A 22,799-nucleotide genomic window follows, 5' to 3' on the forward strand; every position below is an offset into this window, starting at 1 on the left:
AGAGGTACTCTACGAGAAGCGCTCCGCGCTATGGAGAGGGGTTCTTCCGAATTTATCAAACTCACATTATTGAACATGGGGACTAAGTAAAAAAACTCCGCGCCCCTCTGCGTTTCCAAAAACCCCACTTAATTAGGAAACTCCGCCCGAAACTGACTCACAACCCGATCCAATCCTACCGAATGAGCCGCCTTAAACAACAAACGATCGCCTGTCTGCACGAATGTTTTCAATCGAGAAACTAAATCAGCATGGGTTGCAAAGCACTCTGATGGGATTCCTTCCGCACTCTTAACTATCGCTTCCGCATCTTCACCATCCACCAACACCAACAAGCCATCTAACTTTAAGTTTCGTACTGCTTCCCCTACCCGTTGGTGTAGTTGTGGCGATCGCTCTCCCAATTCTTTCATTGCCCCTAACACCGCAATTCTACGTTTTCCTGGTGTATCAGCCAATAATTGTAACGCTGCTATCATAGCTTCTGGTGCAGCATTGTAAGTCTCATCTAAGATTAATACATCATTAGGCAAATTAAAACGCTGCGATCGCCCCGTCGGCATATTCACTGTTACACCGTCTTGCAAGCTCGACCATTCAATCCCCAACACCTTAGCCACAGCCAAAGCCGCTAAATAATTGGTAGCGTTGTGACGACCGGGTAAAGGTAAAGGTAGCCGTAATCCTGCTACTTCTATGATGGCGTTATCCACTAGCGCACCTTGAATATCTCCACCAGTCAAACCATAAGTTAATACTTCCCCTGACCAAAATTTCGCCGCCGTCGCCATCAATAGAGGATTATCGTAGTTGAGAATAGCCACACTATCCTTAGGCATTTCGGCTAATAACTCACATTTTGCCTCAGCGATCGCCACTTCTGAACCCAATAACTCAATATGTGCCGTTCCGACGTTGGTAATCACCCCGATTGTGGGATTGGCTATTTGTGTAAGTTCGGCAATTTGTCCCCTACCCCGCATCGCCATTTCAATTACGGCGTAGTCGTGTTCTGCATTCAGTTCTAGAAGAGTTTTTGGTACACCGATTTCGTTGTTGTAATTGCCATAAGTTTTGTGGACATTGCCTTTTGTCCCCAACACTGCGGCGATTAGTTCTTTGGTAGTTGTTTTACCTACCGAACCTGTAACCCCAATCACTGGTATATCGGAGCGATCGCGCCACCATCTACCCAGTTTTTGATAAGCTTCTAAAGTGTTGCGTACTTGTAATATAGGTAATTCTGGGTTGTCATATTCACAATCAACAATAGCAGAGATCGCACCATTAGCGATCGCTGTAGAGACAAACTCATGTCCATCAAACTTTTCCCCCCGGAAAGCCAGAAAAACTTCCCCAGGTTTTAAACTCCGTGTATCTGTTTGGATACCACTGCTGACTTGTGCTAAAGCAGCTTCACCTAAATTTACAGGACTGGCTAAAAGAACTTCAATTAGTTGATTTAAAGTAGCAGACAAAGGCATATAAAATTCAAAATTCAAAATAATTTCTTTGGTAAGGTGGGCATTGCCCACCCTACTTAGATTTTTAAGTACAAGCGCAGGCTACGCCAACAAGAATCAAATGGGATTACTTATAATTTATTTAATTAAGTCCTCAGTACTTAAAGCCAAATGTGCCAAAGAAGCAAAACCCCTTTGGCACATTTAGTATATAAGCTATTTGGTAATTCTGAATTGATAATTGCCAAAAATAATTTTCTTACCAGCCTAAATTTGATTTTTCAGTGACATTGTTTGTAAAATTTGTATTGCTATATCAGGAGAAATACCCAAAGCTTGAGATAAATCATTTAAAAAATGTATTTCTTCTTCTGTAATCAGACTTGCACTCAAAACCAAATCACTGGCTACAGCGAAAGCGGCTTCTCGTAAGTCTGTAGATAGAGATTCTTTAGCCAAATTAAATAGGGCATTGAAACCATCTTGCCGGAGAATGATGAATATTTTGTCACACAATTGGGCGATCGCGTCTGTGGTGTAATTCCTCAAAAGCTTTGAACGAGATAGTTCATAAGAAATAGAATGCTCTTGCTCATGAGATAAGTAACCATCTGACGCTGTTGCCAGTAAAACAATAGCAACAAAAGCTTCTGCCGAACTGAGTACTTCTGGGGCTTGGTTTTCTCTGCCCAGGAATATGTCTAATAAATTCATGATAGTCGCTCCTGGTGGGGGTCTCAATAGCGGTGCAGTTACCCGTTGGTTTTGGACTTGCAGATAAGTCTGCATCGCCGTGAGACTTGTATAACTTAGTGTTCCCAGGATTTTTGCATAGCAAACACTAGTACTCAATGGGTTACAACTAAAACTACAGCGTTAAGGGTAAATTTAGCGTTGTTCAGTCTTCTCAATTGTTTCAATAACCGCCAAACCTATACCAGAAGCTGCAATTAACAGTACGGCTGATAGCAGAAAGGCATTGGTTAGAATCCGAAGGGCTTCATCAAAGAAAATGTAGGTGGTCATTCCTTCACCTTTTGAACTCTGTGTAGCTAGTACTTTTTATTTCTCCACCTGCTGAGTCAGGAATTCCGTTGAGAAAGTGCTAGCAATTGCATCTTAACAAAACTTTAGCTCTTTCAGTTTATAAAAAAAAATATTTCTTTCTGAAGATTCGATGAAATTAGCTCATATTTTGTTACGTAGAGTACTGAAAAATTTTTTATGAGAAATATTTGCCTTTCAATTACCGTCGATTTAGTTAACTACAGGTTAAATAACACACTAATATTCTTTAATGAATCTGCAAACTAATAAACAGTTCATAAATCATCAAATTTTCATTTTTAATCTCTAAATCGCTAAAATATGCAGCAAATATTTTGAGGAAATTTACTGAGAAAACAGTACTTAGACATATTTGCTTTTACAGAAAGTGAATTATGAGAAAGAATTAAAAATTTCTTTACAAAAATTATATATTTTCAGCCCCAAGACAGAAGATTTTGTCAAAGGTAAGCTTTATTGATATTGTTTCTGGTGAATTATGCAGTATTTTTCCAAAAACTAAAGCAAAAATAAAATTTATGATAAACATTGATCCCCAAGTAATGACAAAAAATATTACTGATGATTCATCTACTTCTTTAGCTGCACCTATTCTGATTACAGGTGGCGCAGGCTTTATTGGCTCCAATTTCATCCATCACTGGTATGAGCAGTACCCAAGCGATCGCATCATAGTTCTAGATGCTCTTACTTATGCGGGGAATCGCCAGAATTTAGCAGATATAGAAAGCAAAGCCAATTTAAGATTTGTCAAGGGAGACATAGGCGATCGCGCCCTAGTTGATCAGCTATTAGAAGAAGAAGGGATTGGAGCGATCGCTCACTTTGCGGCTGAATCTCACGTTGATCGTTCAATTGTCGCACCAGATGCCTTTATCCAAACAAATGTAGTTGGTACATTCACCTTACTAGAGGCTTTTCGTCATCATTGGGTAAAACAAGGTCAACCTGCAAATTACCGCTTCCTGCACGTCTCCACAGATGAAGTTTACGGCAGTCTTGACCTAGAAGACCCAGCTTTTACAGAAACCACTCCTTACGCCCCCAACAGTCCCTATTCCGCCTCCAAAGCTGGTAGTGATCACCTAGCACGAGCTTATTACCACACCTACGGCTTACCAACCATCATCACAAACTGTTCCAATAACTACGGCCCTTATCACTTCCCCGAAAAATTAATTCCCTTAATCTGTATCAACATCCTCTTAGGTAAGCCTCTACCTATATATGGCGATGGGCTAAATATCCGCGATTGGCTCTATGTTCAGGATCATTGCCGTGCTTTGGATGTTGTAATTAATCAAGGTAAGCCAGGAGAAACCTATAACATCGGCGGTAATAACGAAATCAAAAATATTGACCTAGTTCAAATGATATGTGAGTTAATGGACGAATTAGCCCCTAATTTACCCGTTTCTCCTGCCAGTAAACTCATTACCTTTGTCAAAGACCGCCCTGGACATGATCGCCGTTATGCGATCGATGCAACAAAAATTAAAACAGAATTAGGCTGGGAACCCCAACAGACCATCTCAACCGGATTACGCCAAACTATCGAGTGGTATCTAACTCATCGCCATTGGTGGGAAGCACTTCTACCACAAGCAGCCATCAAGAGTTAGGGACTTCCAACTAAAAAAATATACCACTGCTTTGGTGAGCAGGGGAGGCAGGGGAAGCAGAGGAAGCAGGGGAGGAAAAATCCAACGATAATATTTGCTCTTACCCATTGAATATTTTATTTTCTGGAAGTCCCTTAGAAAAATTATGTTCATTGACTTTGAACACACCATAGTTGAGACAACTGAAGCTCAAATCAATTTAGTCAAAGGTGGTCATGGCCCGGCGCTACTTTTATTACACGGTTATCCCCAAACTCATGTAATGTGGCATAAAATAGCGCCTCGCTTGGCTGAAAATTTTACCGTAGTAGCAACAGACTTGAGGGGATATGGCGACAGTTCCAAACCTACAAGCATTCCCCATCACCTTAATTATTCCAAACGGGTGATGGCGCAAGATCAAGTCGAGGTTATGTCAAAGTTAGGGTATGAAGAATTTTATCTTGTTGGTCATGACCGAGGAGCGCGAGTTGCTCATCGTCTGGTGTTAGATCATCTCCATTGTGTAAAAAAACTGGCCTTACTAGATATTGCACCCACCCATAAAATGTATGAGACTACAGATAAAGAGTTTGCCACAGCTTATTATCATTGGTTTTTTCTAATTCAACCCGATAACTTACCAGAAACCCTCATCGGAGCCAATCCTGAATATTACTTACGTAAGTGTTTAGAAAAATGGGGCAAGGATTTTTCCGCTTTTCATCCTCAAGCTTTAGCCGAGTACATACGTTGCTTTTGTCAGCCTGCTGTGATTCATGCGACCTGTGAAGATTATAGAGCTGCGGCGACGATTGATTTAACACATGATGAACTGGATATGGAACAAAAAATTCCATGTCCATTACTGGTGCTGTGGGGTGAAAAGGGAATCATTGGACGCAAATACAATGTTTTAGAAACTTGGCGAGAACGAGCAATTGATGTGCGCGGTCATTCTATATCTTGCGGTCATTTCCTTCCTGAAGAAGCACCAGAGGAAACTTATCAGGCTATTTATAAATTTTTGGTTAACTATTAACGCAAGTTGTTACAGAAACCTTTTTTAAAAAAGTAATGGCTCTATTTTCACAGAGATGACTTTAAGTTGTAGAGATTGATCCAATTTTTTGGATGCACCAACCACCCGAAAACTAACAGACACTAAAGGACGAGAATTTAATATTTTTTGAGGAATCACCACCTCATATTCAGTAATCTGATTTGACATATTTAAAGTCCATTGAGTTACGGGACGATTATTAACAATAATCTCCAAATCAGTTGGTGCATTTTGATCCAATGACAGATTCTCTATTTTGGCGAGCAACCTCACATTATCTAATTTCTGGGTATCAATAGGTAAAATAAAGACAGCTTCCTGAGATTTGATTAAGCTACCATTGCCTTCTGGTTTTCCCCAACCTTTACGAGTAAAATTAGGAAAGTTACCATTTTCTCCAAAATTTATACTCAACGGTATCGCACAGCGAAAATTACCATTGAGATATCCCCAACCTTGACGATTAAAAGATATATTTGCCAGTAATTTTTCCATTGAATCTTGTGGGTTACTACTAATCAACTTTCCGTTAACACCACAAAGACGTTCTTCTGTTTGTTTGACAAAATCTTGATAGACCAGAATTTTCTTAATATTACCAGTTGTATCGAAATAGATAAAAGGAGAGTCTATTTGATTAGGTGCGATCGCTTCACCAAATCGCTCATATTCTCGCACACGTTCCGCAAAAATTTCTGGTTCTGGATTGTACCAAGTGGAGAAGTTGGATAAAACCCAAGCAGCTTGAGATTTCATTTTTAAATAATGCCCATCCCAAGGACGATTGAAGAAAAGTTCATTGGGAAAAAGCTGTAAAATTAACATGAAAGGTAGCAAAGAATATTTGAGTAAGCCTTTTAAATCTTTCATATTCGCAGCCACCCAAACAATTAAAGCCATCGCTGACCAGAAAGCATATCGGCTGAATATTTCCTGTCCATGATTCCAGTTTGTTTGGGCTAGAGTTGGCTGGAGCATCAAGAAAAATGCTATTAATAATATGTCATTCTGGTTAAATGCTGGCTGTTTTTTCTTAAATAAAACCAAAATTAAACGATATATCAAAATAGTGAAAACACCAATCATCAGCCCTGGAAAACCAACAATTAGTCCCTGATTCAAATCAAAAACTGTAGAGGTAAACCGTTCCCAGCTAATTAAGCTTGGGTTAACAAACCCTCGCTTGGCAATCAAATTAGGGATTTGGTAGTGATAATAATAAAAAACATAGGGAAAGAGCGACAAAGCAGCTATCAAAGCCAACCAAATGTGCTTTTTGAGAAATTCTAAAGGTTCTTTTAATATATGTGATTTAAAGTTTTGTACTATAAAAAATAGTAGTATTGATGCTAAAAGGAAAACTACAGACGGGTTTTGTAAAGTTGCTAAAGTTGCGGCTATGGCTGCAACATAAATCCGTTGATCAATAAAGGCACATCCTGAAATTAAAATAGATGCAGCAATAAAAACTTCTGGATGAGGCCATCTTAGATAAAAGAACACACACCCTGCTAAATATAATAATGCGATCGCACATCGCACGAAAGGAGATTGGCGGGAAAACAGCAATACATACACTAGCGTTAAGCTAATCAAAATTCCGTTGGTTAATTGGAATGCTTTGAGTTCATTGAGTCCAAAGACAGCGAGAAATGCTTTAGCTGGAAGATTGATCAAGGGATAAAGCCAGAAGTGATAACCAAAATACTCTCCTTGACTAGATTTTAAAATTCCTAAGTAAATTTCATTTTCGCCATTTCTCAAGGCTTCCAAGGTTCCTTGCAAAACCTTAACATCGTAAGAACTCGGTTGAGTTTCCACAATCTTCATCAAACTGGTGATATCAGCTTCTCGAATATCTGGACTGAAATGATTGAAAAAACTTTGCAGAATCAAAGCATACTCATAGCCATCGCCTTGTCTAATGGGATTGGTCGTAAGACAGTATAAAATCAGACCTATGGAAAAAACTGAAATAAAAATTACCGCAAATCTTTTAGAAGATACTATAGGAGCGATCGCACTGAAAAATGAGTCTAAAGCATTATTTCTCATGGAGCTTAACCGGGATATATAAAAATCCGATTTGATTTCTGAATTTACTTGCTTAGGCAGCTAATAGGCAATAGGCACTCTGATAACGAGGAACAATGATGTTTGAGTAGAACCGAGTTTTTTCAATGATAATGATAAAGATTTTCAATAAATTTGATATTTTAGACGCTCACACAGCTAGCTATACTACCCCTAGTACTAATTCTTCAGCCTTTTACCCTCTAAAATTGCCAGATAAATATTAACCTTGACTTATGGATTAGGTTAAGAGAGACTAACTAGTAACAGATGTGTAGACTTATAAAATCAATAAGTTTTGTAAAGTTTCTGAGATATTTATTTTAAGAAATGGAACATTAGTTGAAAAATGGCAAGTTTGTGCCTAAGTAACAATGTTTCTAGAGCTATACATATAGCTTGCTGCTAGGGCAGTAAAATTTAAGCGTACTTATCGTGGTTGGCCAAGAGTATGGAGACATTAGAGTTCATCATCTATCCAGACGGTCGGGTACAAGAAAAAGTCACTGGTATTGTGGGTGCTTCTTGCTCTGAAGTTACAGCAGCAATAGAAGCACAGCTGGGGCTAGTACTCACTCAGCAGCCAACCTCAGAATTTTTCGCCACACAGGTGCAGCAATCTAGTGTGGCAAATACGCAAGCTACTTACAGCGAATGGTAAGTGTTCACAATAGTTCATTGTCGTTGATTTACAACCACCATGTCACACTTTAGCCAAATTAAGACTCAGATCCGTAACCTTGAATCTTTACAAGATGCGCTCACTGATTTAGGCATAGACTGGAAACCAGGCCCACGAGAAGTACGCGGCTATCGTGGTCAAACCCATCCTGCGGAAATCACAATTGAGCAGGAGAATGGCTATGACATCGGCTTTAGATGGAATGGCAAAGAATACGAACTAGTAGCTGACTTGCAATATTGGCAGCAAAATTTATCAGTTGATGGTTTCTTACGCCAAGTTACGCAACGTTATGCTTATCAAACAGTCGTCAAGGAAACCACTCGTGTAGGTTTTCAAGTCAGCGAACAGCAAAAGAATGAAGATGGTTCAATTCGCTTAGTTGTACAACGCTGGAGTGCGTAATGGCTGATTTTCTGCCGTCGCCAGAAGAACAAGAAGATAATCGTTCAGGTTTGGAACCAGAACTGGGGGGCTTGTTGCGGGAAGCCCCAGAGCGTTCTGGATTTGAGCCAGAATTGGGCGGTATGCTGCGACAAAAAGGTGTTTATGTTGACGAAATCACCTGTATTGGCTGCAAGCACTGCGCTCACGTTGCCCGTAGCACATTCTACATTGAGCCTGATTATGGGCGATCGCGTGTAATTCGTCAAGATGGGGACGCGGAAGAAGTTATTCAAGAAGCAATTGACACTTGTCCGGTCGATTGCATTCATTGGGTTGATTACACCGATTTGAAAAAATTAGAAGAAGAGCGCAAATTTCAGGTAATTCCTGTGGTTGGCTACCCAGTAGATCATGCAGTTGCTACTACTGAACGGCGGCGGAAAAAGCAGAAATCAAAAAATAAAAAATCCCGTTATTAAGATAAAAAATCAACTTTATAAAAAGAAAAGGACTGGTAAAACCCGTCCTTTTTTTTATTTACTTAAGATTCAATTTAGAACCAATTCAAAATAGTATGAGTTGAAATTTTATTTAAAATTCAAAGGGTCATGCTGTGACAGCAATTTTTCCACCTTAGCCTCATCAATACGAGCAGTTAGTTTTTTCGTTTCGTGTAAATCTCTAGTGGTTTTAGCTAAGGTAAAAGTTGACCCCAAAGAAAAGGCTAAACCCATACTCATAAAGCCTTTTACCCAGTTATCCACAGGTAAATTCACAATTCCAAAACTTGTCATAGAAACAGAAAGTACAAAAGCAGCCCATGTTTGAATAACCCAAGCTGCACTATCTTTTTGATGTCCAATCGTTTGCATATTATTTACTTTTGATTAGATTGCTTTAGTTGTGATTATATTAATTACTAAACTTACTAGTATCAAAAGTAAAACCACTTTATTAACTGGACTCAAAAAAGAAGTTTACAGGTAATAAAATCAAGTGAAAACTGGTACAGTTTCTATACCAGTTTTATAACTGTCATTAACTTAAAAGGTAATTCATAATACCCAGTCAATAGTCCATAGTCCAAAATCTTCATCTTTAGCCTCCAACTAATGACTAATGACTATTGACTATTGACCATTCATTCAGATTCTGGAAAAGTTTGTACCTTACCATCTGGACTGAGAACAACTCGAAGCCGCATCATTTGCCCAGATTGATTGGCAGAAACAAATGGTTCACCAATGATAGGCATTCCCACAATATCAACGTGATCTCTAGCCGCCTTTCCTAAAGGTAAAATTCGCTCAATTGAGCCATCAACCCCTAGCATGACGCTATACTCTAAGGTCTGCGCGAATCCTGTGGGTGGTCGCCAACGTTTTTGGAAAAATTCTCTGGCTTCTGCTACCTGGGGTGTATCAAACAGTGTACCGATGTTACCTGTAGCAACTTCTGTAGGCGAGCTAGTATTCGATTCACCCCTCAATCTTTCTATTAATGAATTAGTGTCAGTTAACTGGGGGGAAGTATTTACTGGGGAATTGCCACTAACTCGTGCTTGTTGTGAAGTGACTGGTGAGTAGGTTTGAGGAATTGTATTATTAGGACTGCCACTAGGTATTTGAGGAATTGTATTATTAGGACTGCCACTAGGTATAGTAGCTAGTGGTGGGGGTACTGGCGTGATACCAGATGAAGTACTGCTTGTAGAGGTAGATAATCTGGGGGGCAAATTCCGCTTCAGAGTAATTCCTCCTGAATTAATTGACCTTGTGGAATTGGGTTGAGTCCCGACTTGTTGCCCTGGTATGGTAATTGCAGGATTGCTGGAAAGGGGTGGAATACTTGTCTGCGGTAGATTCAATGCCTCTCTTGAGGTGATAGAACTGGGAGGTAAAGCAGAAGCGGTTGTAGGAGAATTAGCAGAAAAACTGGTGTTAGGAGATGTGAGGGGTGTTGTAGGTAAATTAGTATTCGGAGGCGGTGGTGGAGTCGAACCTAAAGGCAATGATGACAAATTATTGGGAGAGGCTAGTTCAGATTGAGGCGCGGGAAAGTTAGGGAATGGCGCTGGTTGTAAGGCGATTTGTTCGTCGTTGGAACTATTTGTTGTAGCTGTTTGTTGGTCTTTTTGCTTGGTATTGTTAGCATATTGCCAAGTTAACGGCGTTAAACCTAGAGCCAATACTAATACGGCAGCAACAGAAGCCCAAGTAGGGAAGCGCACCACAGAACTGGTATTACTGAGGGCGGGTAATGCCACCACGTCCATTGAGTATTCATCTAAAGCTGTCGCTAAATCAAATAATTGCAGCAAACTTAGTTCAATAACATGGACAGATGGTTGATTAGCTAAAGAACCAAGAAATAAATTGTGTGTTAAATAACTGCTGGCTTCTAAGTAGATTTTTGTCCCTGATATTTGGGGTATAAAAGATTTTGATGTTTTAGATAAGAGAGAAGCTTGATGAAAATCTGTGAATTCTTCAGTAGAGACTTTAGTTGAATCTTGGAGACCCGAAAAATTAAAACAAAAGCTTTCTGGGGGCTGTTGAAGAAACTGCTGTACGTAGGAGGTGACAGCATCACATAAGGCTTCGAGTTGGTCGCGATCGCCTCGAATTGGCACTCTATGTTCTTCTGGTAATTGTGGGTCTTCAAAGCGTAACTCAAAGGTTAATTGCTTAAGTACTGGTTTACCCATCCAACGAGACAAAGGGGAGTTTTGCGCCAATACTTCTAGCGTACAGGTAGGTGGTGTGTAGCGACGAATGACAGAATTAGATAGAGGCATGGCAGGAACTGCAAAGAAGATGTTTTCAAAATTTTGCGGAACGGTCTATGAGTGCTAGCCAAAGACGGCGGTGTCCACCAGGGGCGCTATAAAACAGCAAATCTACAAGCAGTTTTAGCGCCAGATGAGTTAATAAATCCGTCGAGATTTGCTCGTCCTCTTCCATCCGCTCTTGGTAGGTGTTGCAGAAAGCATCTATGTAATCCCCAAGTAAAGCAGCCTGATGAGGTTCCCGATTTTTTTCCGCCATTTGTTCTAGTAGACTCACCGCACGACGAATTAATTCCTGGTGCTGTTTGGCGAGGTAGCAGATGATCAAAACAAGCGATCGCGCTTCTTCTATATCCAGCTTTTTCCTCCCTCCTTGACCTTTGCGTAGGGGATTTGATTGACGTAAGCGCCATAAAGCTACGCGGTCTGGCACTCTCGACTCTAAATTTAAACTGGTTGCTGCTGAGAGCATAGCCTCAGAACCAATGCCAGTGAAGGTTTCCAGAGCCAACAGCACCAAGTCTAACTGAGTTTTGATGTTGTCCCATTCAACTACATTTGGGGTTGGGAGTTTAATTAAGTCCTCCCATTGGGAATTGGGAGTGACTGGATCAGCGGCCGAGTGCATAACTTTTAGCATAGGTGATCAGGCTGGTAGGGGCTGTTGCTGTTACCCATTTTGAAACCAGACTCTGAATAATTAGAGTTGGTTTCCTGTGCAAGAGGCAGGGGATAGGGGATAGGGGGAGGGGGCAGGGTGGAGAATTTACTCAAAGACTCTACTTTTTCTCTCAGCCCCAATGCTTAATTATTTGCTCACCCCCTACTCTTTTCTTTAAGTCAGAATGTGAAAAAGTTTCAGTATGAGCCTTTGCTGGATTCTTAACTCCTCGATTCTCTCTATCCCACTGCACTATCTTTTCTTAACTTTGTTAAACAGCAATTGTCACTGTCTTACTCTACTAGATGAAAATAAATTTTCAACAGTGTAGAAAGTGAGTTTTTATAGTAAAATATACTTATTATTATGCGATATTTAAGTACTTAAGTATAAATAAATATAATTAAAAAATCTAATATTTGATTATTAACTACAAGCTTGATCAAGCAATAAATAAATCAATATTGGTAATGAACTTCTGAATTTAGTAACATTTATTGCTGCTATTTTTTTAAATTAAAAATCTTCAAGAAAGGTAGAAACCAGGATCATCTTCTACCTTCCTTTTAATTGGGATGTGGGGCTGGGGGAAAGGGCAAGAGTATTTGAGTAGGTTCTCTCCCATGCTCCCTGACCCTCTGCCCCCTACCTTCAAGAAACATGAGCAATCGTCACTCCACTACCACCATCAGATGGTTCTGCGGGTTCGTAGTGGCTGATTCTAGGATGTTGTTGTAAAAAGGCTTGGACTCCTTGACGCAGTTTACCAGTCCCGTGTCCGTGGATGATCCAGATTGGGCCGGTGGCTTCGGAAATAGCTTTGTCTAAAATGTATTCGGCATCAGCTACCCGCTTACCGCGTAAATCCACAGTATTTTTGGAGGTACGAATTGCTAGGACAGGTTGAGGTGGTGGTGGAGTTGCTGGGGCTGGCTTGGCTTTGGTGATTGGTTCAGCTTTTTGACCATCAAGAGATTCGATGTCTCCTAATTTCATCGTCATTTTCATGATGCCAAAGCGGACTGTTAATTCACCATCTTCATCGGGAGCAGTTAACACATCTGCTGTTTGCCCAAATTGGGAAATCCGGATGCGATCGCCTACTTTGGGAACAAACCCCAGTTTTGGTTTTGCTGGTGCTGCGGGTTGATATTTTTGACCAATTTGATTGAGAGTGTTAGTTGCTTGCTGGGCATCTTGGGCTGTGGCTGTACCTTGCTGCAAGCGGCGAATCACTTTAGCAATTTCCCCTTTGGCTTGGGTGATAGCTTGTTGTACAGCCACTTCCTGAGAAGCCCGCAGAGATTGTTCTCTCTCCTGCAATGCTGACGCTTTGTCGGATACTTCTTTATACAAGCGTTCTGCTTGTTGTAATAATTGTTGCGCCTGAGCAGCTTTAGTTTCCTGGCTGCGTCGTTGTGCTTCTAGCCCAGCAATTACTAGGTTAACTTCGTCCGTTGATTCTCCCACTTGGGTTTTGGCTTGTTCTATCACTTCTGGCTTCAAACCCAGACGTAGGGCGATCGCCAAAGCGTTGGAACGTCCGGGGATACCCCAAAGCAGACGATAAGTAGGCGACAAAGTAGCCTCATCAAACTCTACAGAGGCATTTTCAAAACGCTGATCTTCATATTTCAGGGCTTTTAATTCCCCAAAGTGAGTTGTCGCAATGGTTAGCTGGGCATGACTGGCTAGATATTGTAAAAGTGCGATCGCTAAAGCACTACCTTCAACCGGATCTGTACCCGCGCCAACTTCGTCCAGTAAGACTAGGGATGAGGGGGATAGGAAAGATGCTTCTTCCTGATCTCTCTCCACGGCTTCATTCCCTAAAGCATTTAAAATGCGACTAATCCGGCGAATATGCCCTGAAAAAGTCGATAAACTTTGTTGCAGGGATTGTTCATCCCCGATATCTGCTAATACTTGGTCAAACCAAGGCATTTCTACTGGTTCACGGGCGGGAACGAATAAACCCACTTTAGCCATTAAGGCTGCCAATCCCAGGGTTTTTAATGTCACCGTTTTACCGCCAGTGTTTGGCCCGGTAATCGTGACTACTCGGATATGGTGACTGATTAACAAATCGACTGGAATGACAGCATGACCTTGTTCGTGATGATATTGCCACTCTAATAAGGGATGGCGTAACTGCCGCAAGGTAATTATTTCTTGTTCCTGACGGTTAATAAATCTGGGGGGGTTGGCTTTGAGCCATAAACTATATCTAGCTCTAGCCGTTGCCATATCTAAAGTAGTGACAATGGCTAATAACCTTTCCAAATCAGGTTTGACTGCTGCTACTCGTTCTGTCAGGGCGCGGCGAATTGCTTCTTCTTCTGCTTGTTCTCTTCTGATTGTCTGCCGCAGTTGGTTGCCCATCGGCACAACGGAATTAGGTTCTATATATAGTGTTGCGCCACTGGTTGAGGTGTCATGAACAATACCAGGAACGGCATCTTTTTGTGGTGCTTTGACGGGGATGACAAAGCGATCGCCCCTTTGGGTAATGATTTGTTCCTGAACTGCATTAGACTTTACTTGTAAAATATTTTGCAGTTTTTGGGTAATTTGACTGCGTAACTTACGCAATTCTGTACGAATGTCTCCTAATTTGGTGCTGGCGCGGTCTGTCACCTGTCCCCGCTCATCAATACAGCGATGTATTTCTTGTTCCAGTTCGGGGTAAGTCCGTAACTCAGCAACCAACTCAGTTAAAATTGGTATATCTTCTTGGTTATCGATGATACGTCTTAAATTTCTCGTACCTGAGAGAGTAGTAGCGATCGCCAAAAGTTCATCCCCTGCCAGAATCCCTTGCAGTTCTGACCTTTCTAGCGAATCACCAATATCTTGGATGCCCTCAAAAGATAGACCGCTTGCCAGACGACTTTCCAGTTGATAGACTTCCTTGGTCTGCTCTAACAAATGCTCACTTGCTGCCTGAGATGCAGGGATTTGCAGATTAAGTGATGCGATCGCCCCAAGCTTAGTTGCCGCAAATGTAGAAAGATGCTGACAAAGGCGATGCCATTCTAGTAGTTCTAAAGTTTCCGATTGAATCAAGGCTGCAACATCAAAACAGGCTGGAGTGATCGTAACAATTCTAGCCTTTATCTAGGCAATTCTTAAAGGTAGAATTTTGTTCATAGTATTAAAATCAAACATCCAATGATTGCCACCCTCAACTATTTTCCAACTACCATTAACTTGATTAACAGCAATATGATTTGGTACTAGCAGTCCCTACAATTTGGGAGTTGTTAACAGCAGTTGCAACAGTGGAAAAACTTGACAATAACCATCCAGCGATCGCTAAACCTGTAAACTGACTATAATTTCTGACTAGCATTTTCATAAAACCCCTAGCAACAGTGAATTTCGCCATCAAACTTCTGTGCTGGCACTCATGAAGGCTATTCATCAATAGGTTGCTAGAAGAACTTTTATACGGGAGTCTGAAAATTCCTAGTGAATAGACTAAAAAATACTTTGCGCCTCTCTGCGCTCACCTCCGTCTCCCTTTGCGTTAAAAAAAAGCAGGAATTATGGGATTGTCACCACCCGTCCTTAATTGTGCAACCTTTACAAATTAGCCATCAATTCCAAAAAATCGCTGCAAACTCCCTCACAATTTGATACCCTAGCTAGAACAGAATTGAGAAAAGTTAACAGCGTGGAAATTCAAATTGGGCGGGGAAAGACAGCTCGTAGAGCTTATGGCATTGATGAAATTGCTCTAGTACCCGGTAACAGAACACTCGATCCGAGTTTAGCCGATACTGGATGGAAAATTGGCAATATTGAGCGACAAATCCCAATTATTGCCAGTGCAATGGATGGCGTTGTTGATGTCAAGATGGCTGTACGTTTATCGCAGTTAGGGGCATTAGGCGTTCTCAACTTGGAAGGCATTCAAACTCGTTATGCTGATCCAGACCCGATTTTAGATCGGATTGCGTCTGTAGGCAAAGAAGAATTTGTCTCCTTGATGCAAGAACTCTATGCCGAACCCATCAAACCAGAATTAATTACCAAACGTATTCAAGAAATTAAAGAACAAGGTGGGATTGCGGCCGTTAGTGCTACTCCAGTAGGAGCTAGCAAATATGGTGAGATAGTAGCTAAAGCCGGGGCAGATTTATTTTTTATTCAAGCTACGGTAGTTTCTACTGCCCACTTGTCACCAGAATCTGTAGTGCCACTGGATTTGGCTGAATTTTGCCGTTCTATGCCCATCCCTGTGATTTTGGGTAACTGTGTGACTTACGAAGTCACCTTGAATTTGTTAAAAGCCGGAGCGGCTGCGGTATTGGTGGGGATTGGCCCTGGAGCTGCTTGCACCTCCCGTGGCGTGTTGGGTGTGGGAATACCCCAAGCAACAGCGATCGCAGATTGTGCCGCCGCACGAGATGATTACTATCAAGAAAGTGGTAATTATATCCCCATCATTGCTGATGGCGGTTTAATTACTGGTGGTGACATTTGTAAATGTATTGCTTGTGGTGCTGACGGCGTAATGATTGGTTCTCCCTTTGCTAGAGCCGCCGAAGCCCCAGGAAGAGGCTACCATTGGGGTATGGCAACCCCTAGCCCAGTACTGCCCCGTGGGACTCGGATTCGCGTTGGTACTACAGGTACTCTCGAACAAATATTAACTGGGCCAGCCGGATTAGATGATGGTACTCATAACCTCTTGGGAGCCTTAAAAACTAGTATGGGTACTTTGGGAGCAAAAGATATTAAAGAAATGCAGCAAGTTGAAGTTGTTATTGCTCCTTCTTTGTTAACCGAAGGCAAAGTGTACCAAAAAGCTCAACAATTAGGTATGGGTAAATAAAGGGAATAGGGATTAGGGAATAGAGAATAGGGAATAATTAACTAGAAATAAATTTTGGACTATGCCTCATACCCTATCACCTATGACAACTTTAAATTATTCAGAAATTTTTTCCAGACTCTTAAACAACCACTGGAAAAATCACATATGTCGCCTACAATAGATATAGCGGAGACGCATGTTTCCGTTCACTCCTCACACCACACTCCGCCCGGACTACTGTTCGGGCGGTTCCTTTTGTATATACATAAATTCTTTAGCTTCTTTGCAAATGTACATCCTTCTGTTTTTGGCAGTTGTTTTTGCTATGGTAGAATTTTCACGAAAGTCAGAAATATAATTGGCAAAGGTTTTTAGGCATGTCAGCAGCCGCACAAGTTACAGATTCTACTTTTAAGCAAGAAGTACTCGACAGCGATGTACCAGTTTTGGTTGATTTTTGGGCCCCTTGGTGTGGTCCTTGCAGAATGGTCGCTCCTGTTGTCGATGAAATAGCTCAACAGTACGAAGGTAAAATAAAAGTGGTGAAAGTCAACACTGATGAGAATCCTCAAGTCGCAAGTCAGTACGGCATCCGCAGTATTCCCACACTGATGATTTTTAAAGATGGGCAGAAAGTCGATATGGTAGTTGGTGCGGTGCCTAAAACCACATTGTCTCAAACCCTGGAAAAACATCTCTGAAACTCAATCAGTAGTAAACTCTTGTTGAGTAATCTATTGTTATTAAGTTTAGGTAAATATTTTTTCTTTGCTTTGTGAGGCGCTAAAGTCTGCGCCTCATAAAATTTCTTGTGAAAAAATCAAGTAGAAGTCCCATATTAGCTTCAGATAGAATCATCAAGAAAAATTGAATATTGTATGGAAAATTGCTTATCTAAAAAATAGAATACGCTTTTATGCTATGTGATAGAAATTAGAGACACACTCACAGAAAAAACTTAAGTATCTTTAGATAGAGTTTAGATAATAAATTCTGATTCTTGAATTTATCCTTGAGCATTAAATTTTTTCAACCTTGCAAGTAGTTGATAAATTGCACATCAAAATTAGGTAAAATGTAATGCCATTGTGGTGGCAATTCTCATGACCTCATCTGCGTCGTTTGATACATTCGAGTCTCTCCAAGCGGATATCGCTGAATTAATCGATCGCCTACCGACCTTAAAAAATCGGCAATTTATTCATCATGCTTTGGCAACTATAGTCCGCCTAGCTGACAGTGATATTGAACGTCTTGATTGGAAGATATTGTCTGCTGCTCTAGCAGACATGGAGCGAGGCTTTCAATTATTTTATGATTACCGACACGTCCGCAAAGTAACTATCTTCGGTTCGGCTCGTTTATTGCCACAAGCCCCAGAGTACCAAATGGCGGTGGCATTTTCCCGTGCTGTGACTCAATTAGGATTTATGGTGATGACAGGAGGTGGTGGTGGGATTATGCAGGCCGGTCATGAAGGCGCTGGGCGAGAAAATTCTTTTGGTTTAAACATTCACCTACCTTTTGAACAGCAGGCGAACCCAGTTATTGACGGTGATCCTAAGCTGATTCATTTTAAATATTTCTTTACCCGCAAGTTGTTTCTCCTCAAAGAAAGCGATGCTATAGCTTTATTCCCTGGTGGTTTTGGTACTCAAGACGAGGCGTTTGAGTGCATGACATTGAGCCAGACAGGTAAGTTTGGCCCTGTACCAGTAGTTTTAATTGACCATCCTGGTGGTGATTATTGGCAGTCTTGGAGCGAATATATTAATCAGCATCTAGTGAAAACAGGTTTAGTAAATCCTGAAGACCCCAGCTTGTACACAGTGACAGATAATCTGGAAGTGGCTTGTAATGCCATTACCCGCTTTTATCAGGTTTATCATTCCTGTCGATATGTAGGTGATAAGTTGGTAATTCGCTTAACCCAAGAATTATCAGATGCTGAAGTTGAGCAACTAAATACTGAATTTAGCAATATTTTAGTCAAAGGTAAGATTGAAAAAAGCGCATCTTTGCCCCAAGAAAGCCAAGATGAAACATTTGGACTACCCCGCCTAGTTTTGTACTTCAATCAACGGGATTTGGGGCGCTTATACCAGATGATTGCTGTAATTAATCACATGGGGATTACTTCTACAAAAGAGCAACAGCATCCAGAGCGAAAATAGTCATTAGTCATTAGTTACTCTTCCTGGTTTTTAGTTTTCAGTCCCTAGTTCCCGAAGTTGTTTAATTGTGAATTTATCTCTCCAGTGCCTATGTAATCTAACTTACTTTCAGATGAGAAAAACACCAGTTATGATGACTCAGTGCTGATTAACAGCGTAAAGCGCGTATATTTAGCACAGGAAACAATATATTAAATTTTAAGAGGGGAGTGAATCATGCTGGAATTGTTGAGTTCGGGTTTGGTTTCTATTTGGCTGGAAATGGCTGGAGTAAAAATCAAGCCTGCGGATGCTTTAGATGCAGTTACTTGGCAAAGTAGTCCTGGCTTGGTGATTGCACCTGATCCCAATCCAGCAGGAGTTAATACAGTCAAAGAGTATCTGAAAAACTTAGTAACATCGAAATTAATAGACCAAAATTTGGCAGCAAGCCAAGGAATTTGGTTGCAGTCAGGGCCGATGCTGATGGCAAATCATCAAGGAACTACACCTCTACCGGCTGCTTCCCTGACTAAAATTGCTACTTCCTTAGTGGCTTTGAAAACTTTAGGGACAGAACATCAATTTGAAACCACGATCGCCACAAATGGTTCAGTTATTAATGGTGTATTACAAGGTGATTTAGTCATTAATGGCGGCGGCGATCCCATGTTTGTTTGGGAAGAAGCGATCGCACTGGGTAATACACTCAATAAAATGGGAATCAAGCAAGTAAAGGGAAATTTGCTCATTACTGGCAATTTTGCTATGAATTTCCAGCGCCATCCCCTATTGGCTGGGCAAATGCTCAAACAAGCACTAAATTCTAAAACCTGGACTCGTCCGGCAGTTTATATACATTCAATCATGCCGAAGGGAACAGCAAAGCCCCAAGTAGCAATTAACGGCACAATCAAATATACAGCCCAGCCTAACCCCAAACAAACTTTATTAGTGCGTCACCGTTCTTTGCCCTTGAAACAGGTAATCAAGGAAATGAACGTTTATAGTAACAACGAAATTGCCCAAATGTTGGCAGAATCGGTAGGCGGTCATGGTGTAGTCCAAGCCAAAGCTGCCAGATTTGCCAGAGTACCAGAAGCAGAAATTCAATTAATTAATGGTTCAGGATTGGGTCAAGAAAATCGCATTTCTCCCAGGGCTGCTTGTGCAATGTTAATGGCACTACAACAGGAAGCTGGAGCTTATCAACTTAACTTAGCTGACTTGTTTCCTACCTCTGGATTTGATCAACGAGGTACAATGCAGTATCGACGGATGCCCCAGGCTACTGTGATGAAAACTGGAACTCTACGGGATGTGAGTGCTTTAGCTGGTGTTGTACCTACACGCGATCGCGGTTTGGTTTGGTTTGCAATCATCAATCGAGGCCCCCAAATTGGCGCTTTTCGCCAACAACAAGACAAACTTTTACAAAGTCTCGTACAGCAGTTACAAGTAGCACCCACCACACCTACAGCCGTCACCCCTCATTCACCTAAATCCTTACCCGACCTTGGTAATACTAAACGTAGTGAAATTGTCTATGGCGGTTAGTCAATAGTCGTATAAATTACAAATTAGGAGTTGACAGTATTTTTTCGGAGCTTGCTGTTGTAGACTACATCTAAGTAATCAGCCTGCATCTTCCTAATTTGTAGCCCAGTGAAAACTATTCTGATTTTGTCAGCTCATCCCATCAACGCTAAACCTCTGCGTTTAAATCAAGAAGTACGGGATATTGAGGCTGGATTAGAACGCGCTAAAAATCGAGATCAATTTCAAGTTATTTCTAAATGGGCTGTACGGACTCAGGATTTACGGCGGGCGCTGTTAGATAAAGAGCCTCAGATTGTGCAGTTTTCGGGACATGGTGCAGGTGAGGCAGGTTTAGTTTTAGAAGATGAAGTAGGTAAAGGCCAGGTAGTCAGTACAAAAGCACTAGCCAAGCTATTTGAACTATGTAAAGAATCAATTCAGTGTGTATTTTTAAATTCCTGCTATAGCGAGGTACAAGCTGAGGCAATTTATCAACACATTGACTGTGTGATCGGGATGAATGATGCTATTGGAGATGTAGCAGCTAGAGAATTTGCGATCGCTTTTTATGATGCGCTCGGTGCTAATCGGTCATACGAGGATGCTTATGAATTTGGTTGTAATGCGATCGACCTGCAAAGCATACCAGAGTCAGCGATTCCTGTACTGAAAAGCAGAAAGATAGAAAATCAGAAAACCCAGACAACACCAGCCTTATCCTTAGAAAATCCAGAAGGACAAGTTGCCTTGGATTCGGCTTTCTATGTTGCACGTCCGCCAATTGAAACCGACTGTTATGAAGCAATTCTTAATCCTGGTGCTTTAGTTCGCATCAAAGCACCCCGACAAATGGGTAAAAGCTCCTTAATGTCAAGAATTTTGCACCATGCACGCCAACAAGGTTATCAAACTGCTTATCTGAACTTTGAAGAAGCAGACGCAGAATTTCTGGGTAACTTGGATCTGTTTTTGCAGTGGTTCTGCGCTAGTATTACCGATGAATTGAATCTGCCAAATCAGCTAGAAGACTACTGGAAGGGTATTTTGGGCAGTAAAAGCAAAGCCAGTAATTACTTCCAGAGGTATTTATTGAAGCAGATTGAGACACCGATTGTTGTTGGCTTGGATGAAGTGGATGAAATATTTAAACATCCTTTAATTGCTACTGATTTTTTTGGGTTACTGCGTGCTTGGCATGAACGAGCTAAAAATGACTCTATATGGCAAAAACTCAGGCTAGTAATTGTCCATTCTAAAGAAGTGTACATTCCTCTGAATATTAATCAGTCGCCCTTTAATGTGGGTTTACCTGTGGAGTTACCGGAGTTGAGCCAAAGCCAAATGATAGATTTGGTGCAGCGTCACGGGTTGAGTTGGTCTAAATCTCAGGTAGAACAGTTAATGGTGTTGGTGGGTGGACATCCTTATTTGGTCAGGGTGGCACTGTATCACATTGCGCGGGGTAGGATGACCTTAGAAGAGTTAGAACAAGTTGCGCCCACGGAAGCAGGCCCCTACAGTGACCATTTACGCCGCCATTTGTTGAATTTACAAGATGATTCTGAATTATTAGCAGCTATTAAAGAAGTGGTAAAGGCAGAACAACCCCTAGATGTGGGAACTATAGAAGCGTTCAAACTCCGTAGTATGGGTTTGGTGAAATTCCAGGGGAATAAGATTATGCCATTGTGTCAATTGTATCGGCAATATTTAGGCGATCGCTTGAAGGTATGGGGGACTAGGGACTAACCCACCCTATCATGGCTTTGCTGGGCATTGCCTACCCCATTATGGATGATAAAAATAGAAATAATTATGGCTAAAAGGTAGAAGCAAATGGTGCAAGTTACTCAGGGAAAAGATGTTACTCTCAATCAGTTAATTGAGGAATTTGCTTTGCAACGTGCCGATGATCCCAACTTTTTTTATGAGTGGCAAGAAGATTTATTAGAACTTAATAACTCAGAACAGCAAAATCTTGAGCAAATTAAAAATGAATACCGACATTTATCTCGTTACCCAATTTTAGAACCTGTAGTCAAGATGGTGGTGCTATCTCCCCTATTACGTCTAGCAGGTTTTTATCAACCACCTTTCTACATTGCTTCAGAACAAGAGGTCAGAATTTCTTCTGAGGATGAAGGCACAGTCATCAGAGGGCGCATCGACATTTTAGTATTTCATCCTCCATTTTGGGTTCTCGTCGTTGAAGCAAAGCGTGCCGAATATTCGCTAGTGCCAGCAATTCCTCAAGCTTTAGCTTATATGTTGAGTAACTCATTGGACAAACCAGCATTTGGATTTGTTACCAATGGTCAAGAATTTCAATTTATTAAGTTAACAAAACAAGATATACCAAAATACGGCTTATCTTACATATTATCTCTAGAACGTGATGATGATATTTATACTGTCTTAAAAATATTAAAACGTCTTGCTCATTTAGCTAAAAATAATACGTAATTTACTTAATTATTAGCCATTAGTTATTAGTTATTC

The 22,799-nt window shown here is 41.0% G+C and carries 19 protein-coding genes and 1 pseudogene; 11 read left to right on the forward strand and 9 right to left on the reverse strand.

Annotated features, from left to right (window positions below; all coding sequences use genetic code 11):
* Positions 1 to 128: 128 nt before the first annotated feature.
* The 3 genes from H6G18_RS05865 to H6G18_RS05875 all read right to left on the reverse strand — a co-directional run bounded on the left by H6G18_RS05865 (position 129) and on the right by H6G18_RS05875 (position 2,489).
* The gene (locus H6G18_RS05865; RefSeq protein WP_190406279.1) at positions 129 to 1,484 is read right to left on the reverse strand and encodes a UDP-N-acetylmuramoyl-tripeptide--D-alanyl-D-alanine ligase; all 1,356 of its coding nucleotides are present in this window, start codon (positions 1,482 to 1,484) and stop codon (positions 129 to 131) included.
* Positions 1,485 to 1,730: 246 nt separating this feature from the next.
* A complete protein-coding gene (locus H6G18_RS05870; protein WP_190406280.1) occupies positions 1,731 to 2,177 on the reverse strand; it encodes a tellurite resistance TerB family protein in 447 nt (148 codons plus the stop codon).
* 174 nt (positions 2,178 to 2,351) lie between these two features.
* Positions 2,352 to 2,489 (reverse strand): hypothetical protein, encoded by a 138-nt coding sequence (locus H6G18_RS05875; RefSeq protein ID WP_190406156.1) that lies wholly within the window; start codon positions 2,487 to 2,489, stop codon positions 2,352 to 2,354.
* A gap of 584 nt (positions 2,490 to 3,073) precedes the next feature.
* Here H6G18_RS05875 and rfbB point away from each other — a divergent pair.
* Both rfbB and H6G18_RS05885 read left to right on the forward strand, forming a co-directional pair.
* Positions 3,074 to 4,153 (forward strand): dTDP-glucose 4,6-dehydratase, encoded by a 1,080-nt coding sequence (gene rfbB, locus H6G18_RS05880; protein ID WP_190406281.1) that lies wholly within the window; start codon positions 3,074 to 3,076, stop codon positions 4,151 to 4,153.
* 145 nt (positions 4,154 to 4,298) lie between these two features.
* A complete protein-coding gene (locus H6G18_RS05885) occupies positions 4,299 to 5,174 on the forward strand; it encodes an alpha/beta fold hydrolase (RefSeq protein WP_190406157.1) in 876 nt (291 codons plus the stop codon).
* Positions 5,175 to 5,198: 24 nt separating this feature from the next.
* On the opposite strand, the gene H6G18_RS05890 is transcribed toward H6G18_RS05885, so the two are convergent.
* Complete coding sequence (locus H6G18_RS05890) at positions 5,199 to 7,250, reverse strand: hypothetical protein (RefSeq protein ID WP_190406158.1); 2,052 nt, start codon at positions 7,248 to 7,250, stop codon at positions 5,199 to 5,201.
* A 469-nt stretch (positions 7,251 to 7,719) separates the two neighbouring features.
* On the opposite strand from H6G18_RS05890, the gene H6G18_RS05895 reads away from it, so the two are divergent.
* The 3 genes from H6G18_RS05895 to H6G18_RS05905 are packed head-to-tail and all read left to right on the forward strand — an operon-like array spanning position 7,720 to position 8,816.
* On the forward strand, positions 7,720 to 7,929 hold the full coding sequence (locus H6G18_RS05895; RefSeq protein ID WP_190406159.1) for a DUF2997 domain-containing protein: 210 nt from the start codon (positions 7,720 to 7,722) through the stop codon (positions 7,927 to 7,929).
* Between the two features lie 39 nt (positions 7,930 to 7,968).
* A complete protein-coding gene (locus H6G18_RS05900) occupies positions 7,969 to 8,355 on the forward strand; it encodes a DUF1257 domain-containing protein (RefSeq protein WP_190406160.1) in 387 nt (128 codons plus the stop codon).
* Entirely contained in the window at positions 8,355 to 8,816 is a 462-nt protein-coding gene (locus H6G18_RS05905; protein WP_190406161.1) for a ferredoxin, read from the forward strand. The genes H6G18_RS05900 and H6G18_RS05905 overlap by 1 nt, the downstream gene beginning before the upstream one ends.
* A gap of 108 nt (positions 8,817 to 8,924) precedes the next feature.
* Here the strand turns inward: H6G18_RS05905 and H6G18_RS05910 are convergent, their stop codons facing one another.
* From H6G18_RS05910 to H6G18_RS24590, 5 genes are all read right to left on the reverse strand, one after another.
* Positions 8,925 to 9,209, reverse strand: coding sequence for a YiaA/YiaB family inner membrane protein (locus H6G18_RS05910; protein WP_190406162.1), 285 nt, complete (start codon positions 9,207 to 9,209; stop codon positions 8,925 to 8,927).
* A gap of 269 nt (positions 9,210 to 9,478) precedes the next feature.
* Positions 9,479 to 11,134, reverse strand: coding sequence for a DUF4335 domain-containing protein (locus H6G18_RS05915; RefSeq protein WP_190406163.1), 1,656 nt, complete (start codon positions 11,132 to 11,134; stop codon positions 9,479 to 9,481).
* A gap of 25 nt (positions 11,135 to 11,159) precedes the next feature.
* Positions 11,160 to 11,765 (reverse strand): DUF3038 domain-containing protein, encoded by a 606-nt coding sequence (locus tag H6G18_RS05920; RefSeq protein WP_190406164.1) that lies wholly within the window; start codon positions 11,763 to 11,765, stop codon positions 11,160 to 11,162.
* Positions 11,766 to 12,437: 672 nt separating this feature from the next.
* Entirely contained in the window at positions 12,438 to 14,852 is a 2,415-nt protein-coding gene (locus tag H6G18_RS05925; RefSeq protein ID WP_190406165.1) for an endonuclease MutS2, read from the reverse strand.
* A 148-nt stretch (positions 14,853 to 15,000) separates the two neighbouring features.
* Positions 15,001 to 15,174, reverse strand: a complete 174-nt coding sequence (locus H6G18_RS24590) for a hypothetical protein (protein ID WP_206757208.1) — start codon at positions 15,172 to 15,174, stop codon at positions 15,001 to 15,003.
* A gap of 288 nt (positions 15,175 to 15,462) precedes the next feature.
* Here H6G18_RS24590 and H6G18_RS05930 point away from each other — a divergent pair, with 288 nt between their 5' ends.
* The 6 genes and pseudogenes from H6G18_RS05930 (at position 15,463) to H6G18_RS05955 (ending at position 22,763) form a co-directional block, all read left to right on the forward strand.
* Entirely contained in the window at positions 15,463 to 16,626 is a 1,164-nt protein-coding gene (locus H6G18_RS05930) for a GuaB3 family IMP dehydrogenase-related protein (RefSeq protein ID WP_190406166.1), read from the forward strand.
* A gap of 335 nt (positions 16,627 to 16,961) precedes the next feature.
* Positions 16,962 to 17,309 (forward strand): annotated as a pseudogene (trxA, locus tag H6G18_RS05935) (thioredoxin); the annotation flags it as partial.
* 402 nt (positions 17,310 to 17,711) lie between these two features.
* Positions 17,712 to 18,782, forward strand: a complete 1,071-nt coding sequence (locus tag H6G18_RS05940; RefSeq protein WP_190406168.1) for an LOG family protein — start codon at positions 17,712 to 17,714, stop codon at positions 18,780 to 18,782.
* A gap of 216 nt (positions 18,783 to 18,998) precedes the next feature.
* Entirely contained in the window at positions 18,999 to 20,318 is a 1,320-nt protein-coding gene (locus H6G18_RS05945) for a D-alanyl-D-alanine carboxypeptidase/D-alanyl-D-alanine-endopeptidase (protein WP_190406169.1), read from the forward strand.
* A 108-nt stretch (positions 20,319 to 20,426) separates the two neighbouring features.
* Positions 20,427 to 22,049, forward strand: a complete 1,623-nt coding sequence (locus tag H6G18_RS05950) for an AAA-like domain-containing protein (RefSeq protein WP_190406170.1) — start codon at positions 20,427 to 20,429, stop codon at positions 22,047 to 22,049.
* 87 nt (positions 22,050 to 22,136) lie between these two features.
* On the forward strand, positions 22,137 to 22,763 hold the full coding sequence (locus tag H6G18_RS05955; protein WP_190406171.1) for a type I restriction endonuclease: 627 nt from the start codon (positions 22,137 to 22,139) through the stop codon (positions 22,761 to 22,763).
* The last annotated feature ends 36 nt before the right edge of the window (positions 22,764 to 22,799 follow it).

The sequence above is a fragment of the Anabaena subtropica FACHB-260 genome (assembly GCF_014697105.1).
GTDB lineage: Bacteria > Cyanobacteriota > Cyanobacteriia > Cyanobacteriales > Nostocaceae > Trichormus > Trichormus subtropicus.

Bases quoted from the DNA above. Each gene is read 5' to 3' on its own strand.
- H6G18_RS05910 (WP_190406162.1), bottom strand. From the start codon at position 9,209: ATGCAAACGATTGGACATCAAAAAGATAGTGCAGCTTGGGTTATTCAA.
- H6G18_RS05875 (WP_190406156.1), bottom strand. From the start codon at position 2,489: ATGACCACCTACATTTTCTTTGATGAAGCCCTTCGGATTCTAACCAAT.
- H6G18_RS05865 (WP_190406279.1), bottom strand. From the start codon at position 1,484: ATGCCTTTGTCTGCTACTTTAAATCAACTAATTGAAGTTCTTTTAGCC.
- H6G18_RS05955 (WP_190406171.1), top strand. From the start codon at position 22,137: ATGGTGCAAGTTACTCAGGGAAAAGATGTTACTCTCAATCAGTTAATT.
- H6G18_RS05905 (WP_190406161.1), top strand. From the start codon at position 8,355: ATGGCTGATTTTCTGCCGTCGCCAGAAGAACAAGAAGATAATCGTTCA.
- H6G18_RS05900 (WP_190406160.1), top strand. From the start codon at position 7,969: ATGTCACACTTTAGCCAAATTAAGACTCAGATCCGTAACCTTGAATCT.
- H6G18_RS05945 (WP_190406169.1), top strand. From the start codon at position 18,999: ATGCTGGAATTGTTGAGTTCGGGTTTGGTTTCTATTTGGCTGGAAATG.
- H6G18_RS05885 (WP_190406157.1), top strand. From the start codon at position 4,299: ATGTTCATTGACTTTGAACACACCATAGTTGAGACAACTGAAGCTCAA.
- H6G18_RS05920 (WP_190406164.1), bottom strand. From the start codon at position 11,765: ATGCTAAAAGTTATGCACTCGGCCGCTGATCCAGTCACTCCCAATTCC.
- H6G18_RS05915 (WP_190406163.1), bottom strand. From the start codon at position 11,134: ATGCCTCTATCTAATTCTGTCATTCGTCGCTACACACCACCTACCTGT.
- H6G18_RS05940 (WP_190406168.1), top strand. From the start codon at position 17,712: ATGACCTCATCTGCGTCGTTTGATACATTCGAGTCTCTCCAAGCGGAT.
- H6G18_RS05895 (WP_190406159.1), top strand. From the start codon at position 7,720: ATGGAGACATTAGAGTTCATCATCTATCCAGACGGTCGGGTACAAGAA.
- H6G18_RS05890 (WP_190406158.1), bottom strand. From the start codon at position 7,250: ATGAGAAATAATGCTTTAGACTCATTTTTCAGTGCGATCGCTCCTATA.
- H6G18_RS24590 (WP_206757208.1), bottom strand. From the start codon at position 15,174: ATGGCGAAATTCACTGTTGCTAGGGGTTTTATGAAAATGCTAGTCAGA.
- H6G18_RS05870 (WP_190406280.1), bottom strand. From the start codon at position 2,177: ATGAATTTATTAGACATATTCCTGGGCAGAGAAAACCAAGCCCCAGAA.
- rfbB (WP_190406281.1), top strand. From the start codon at position 3,074: ATGACAAAAAATATTACTGATGATTCATCTACTTCTTTAGCTGCACCT.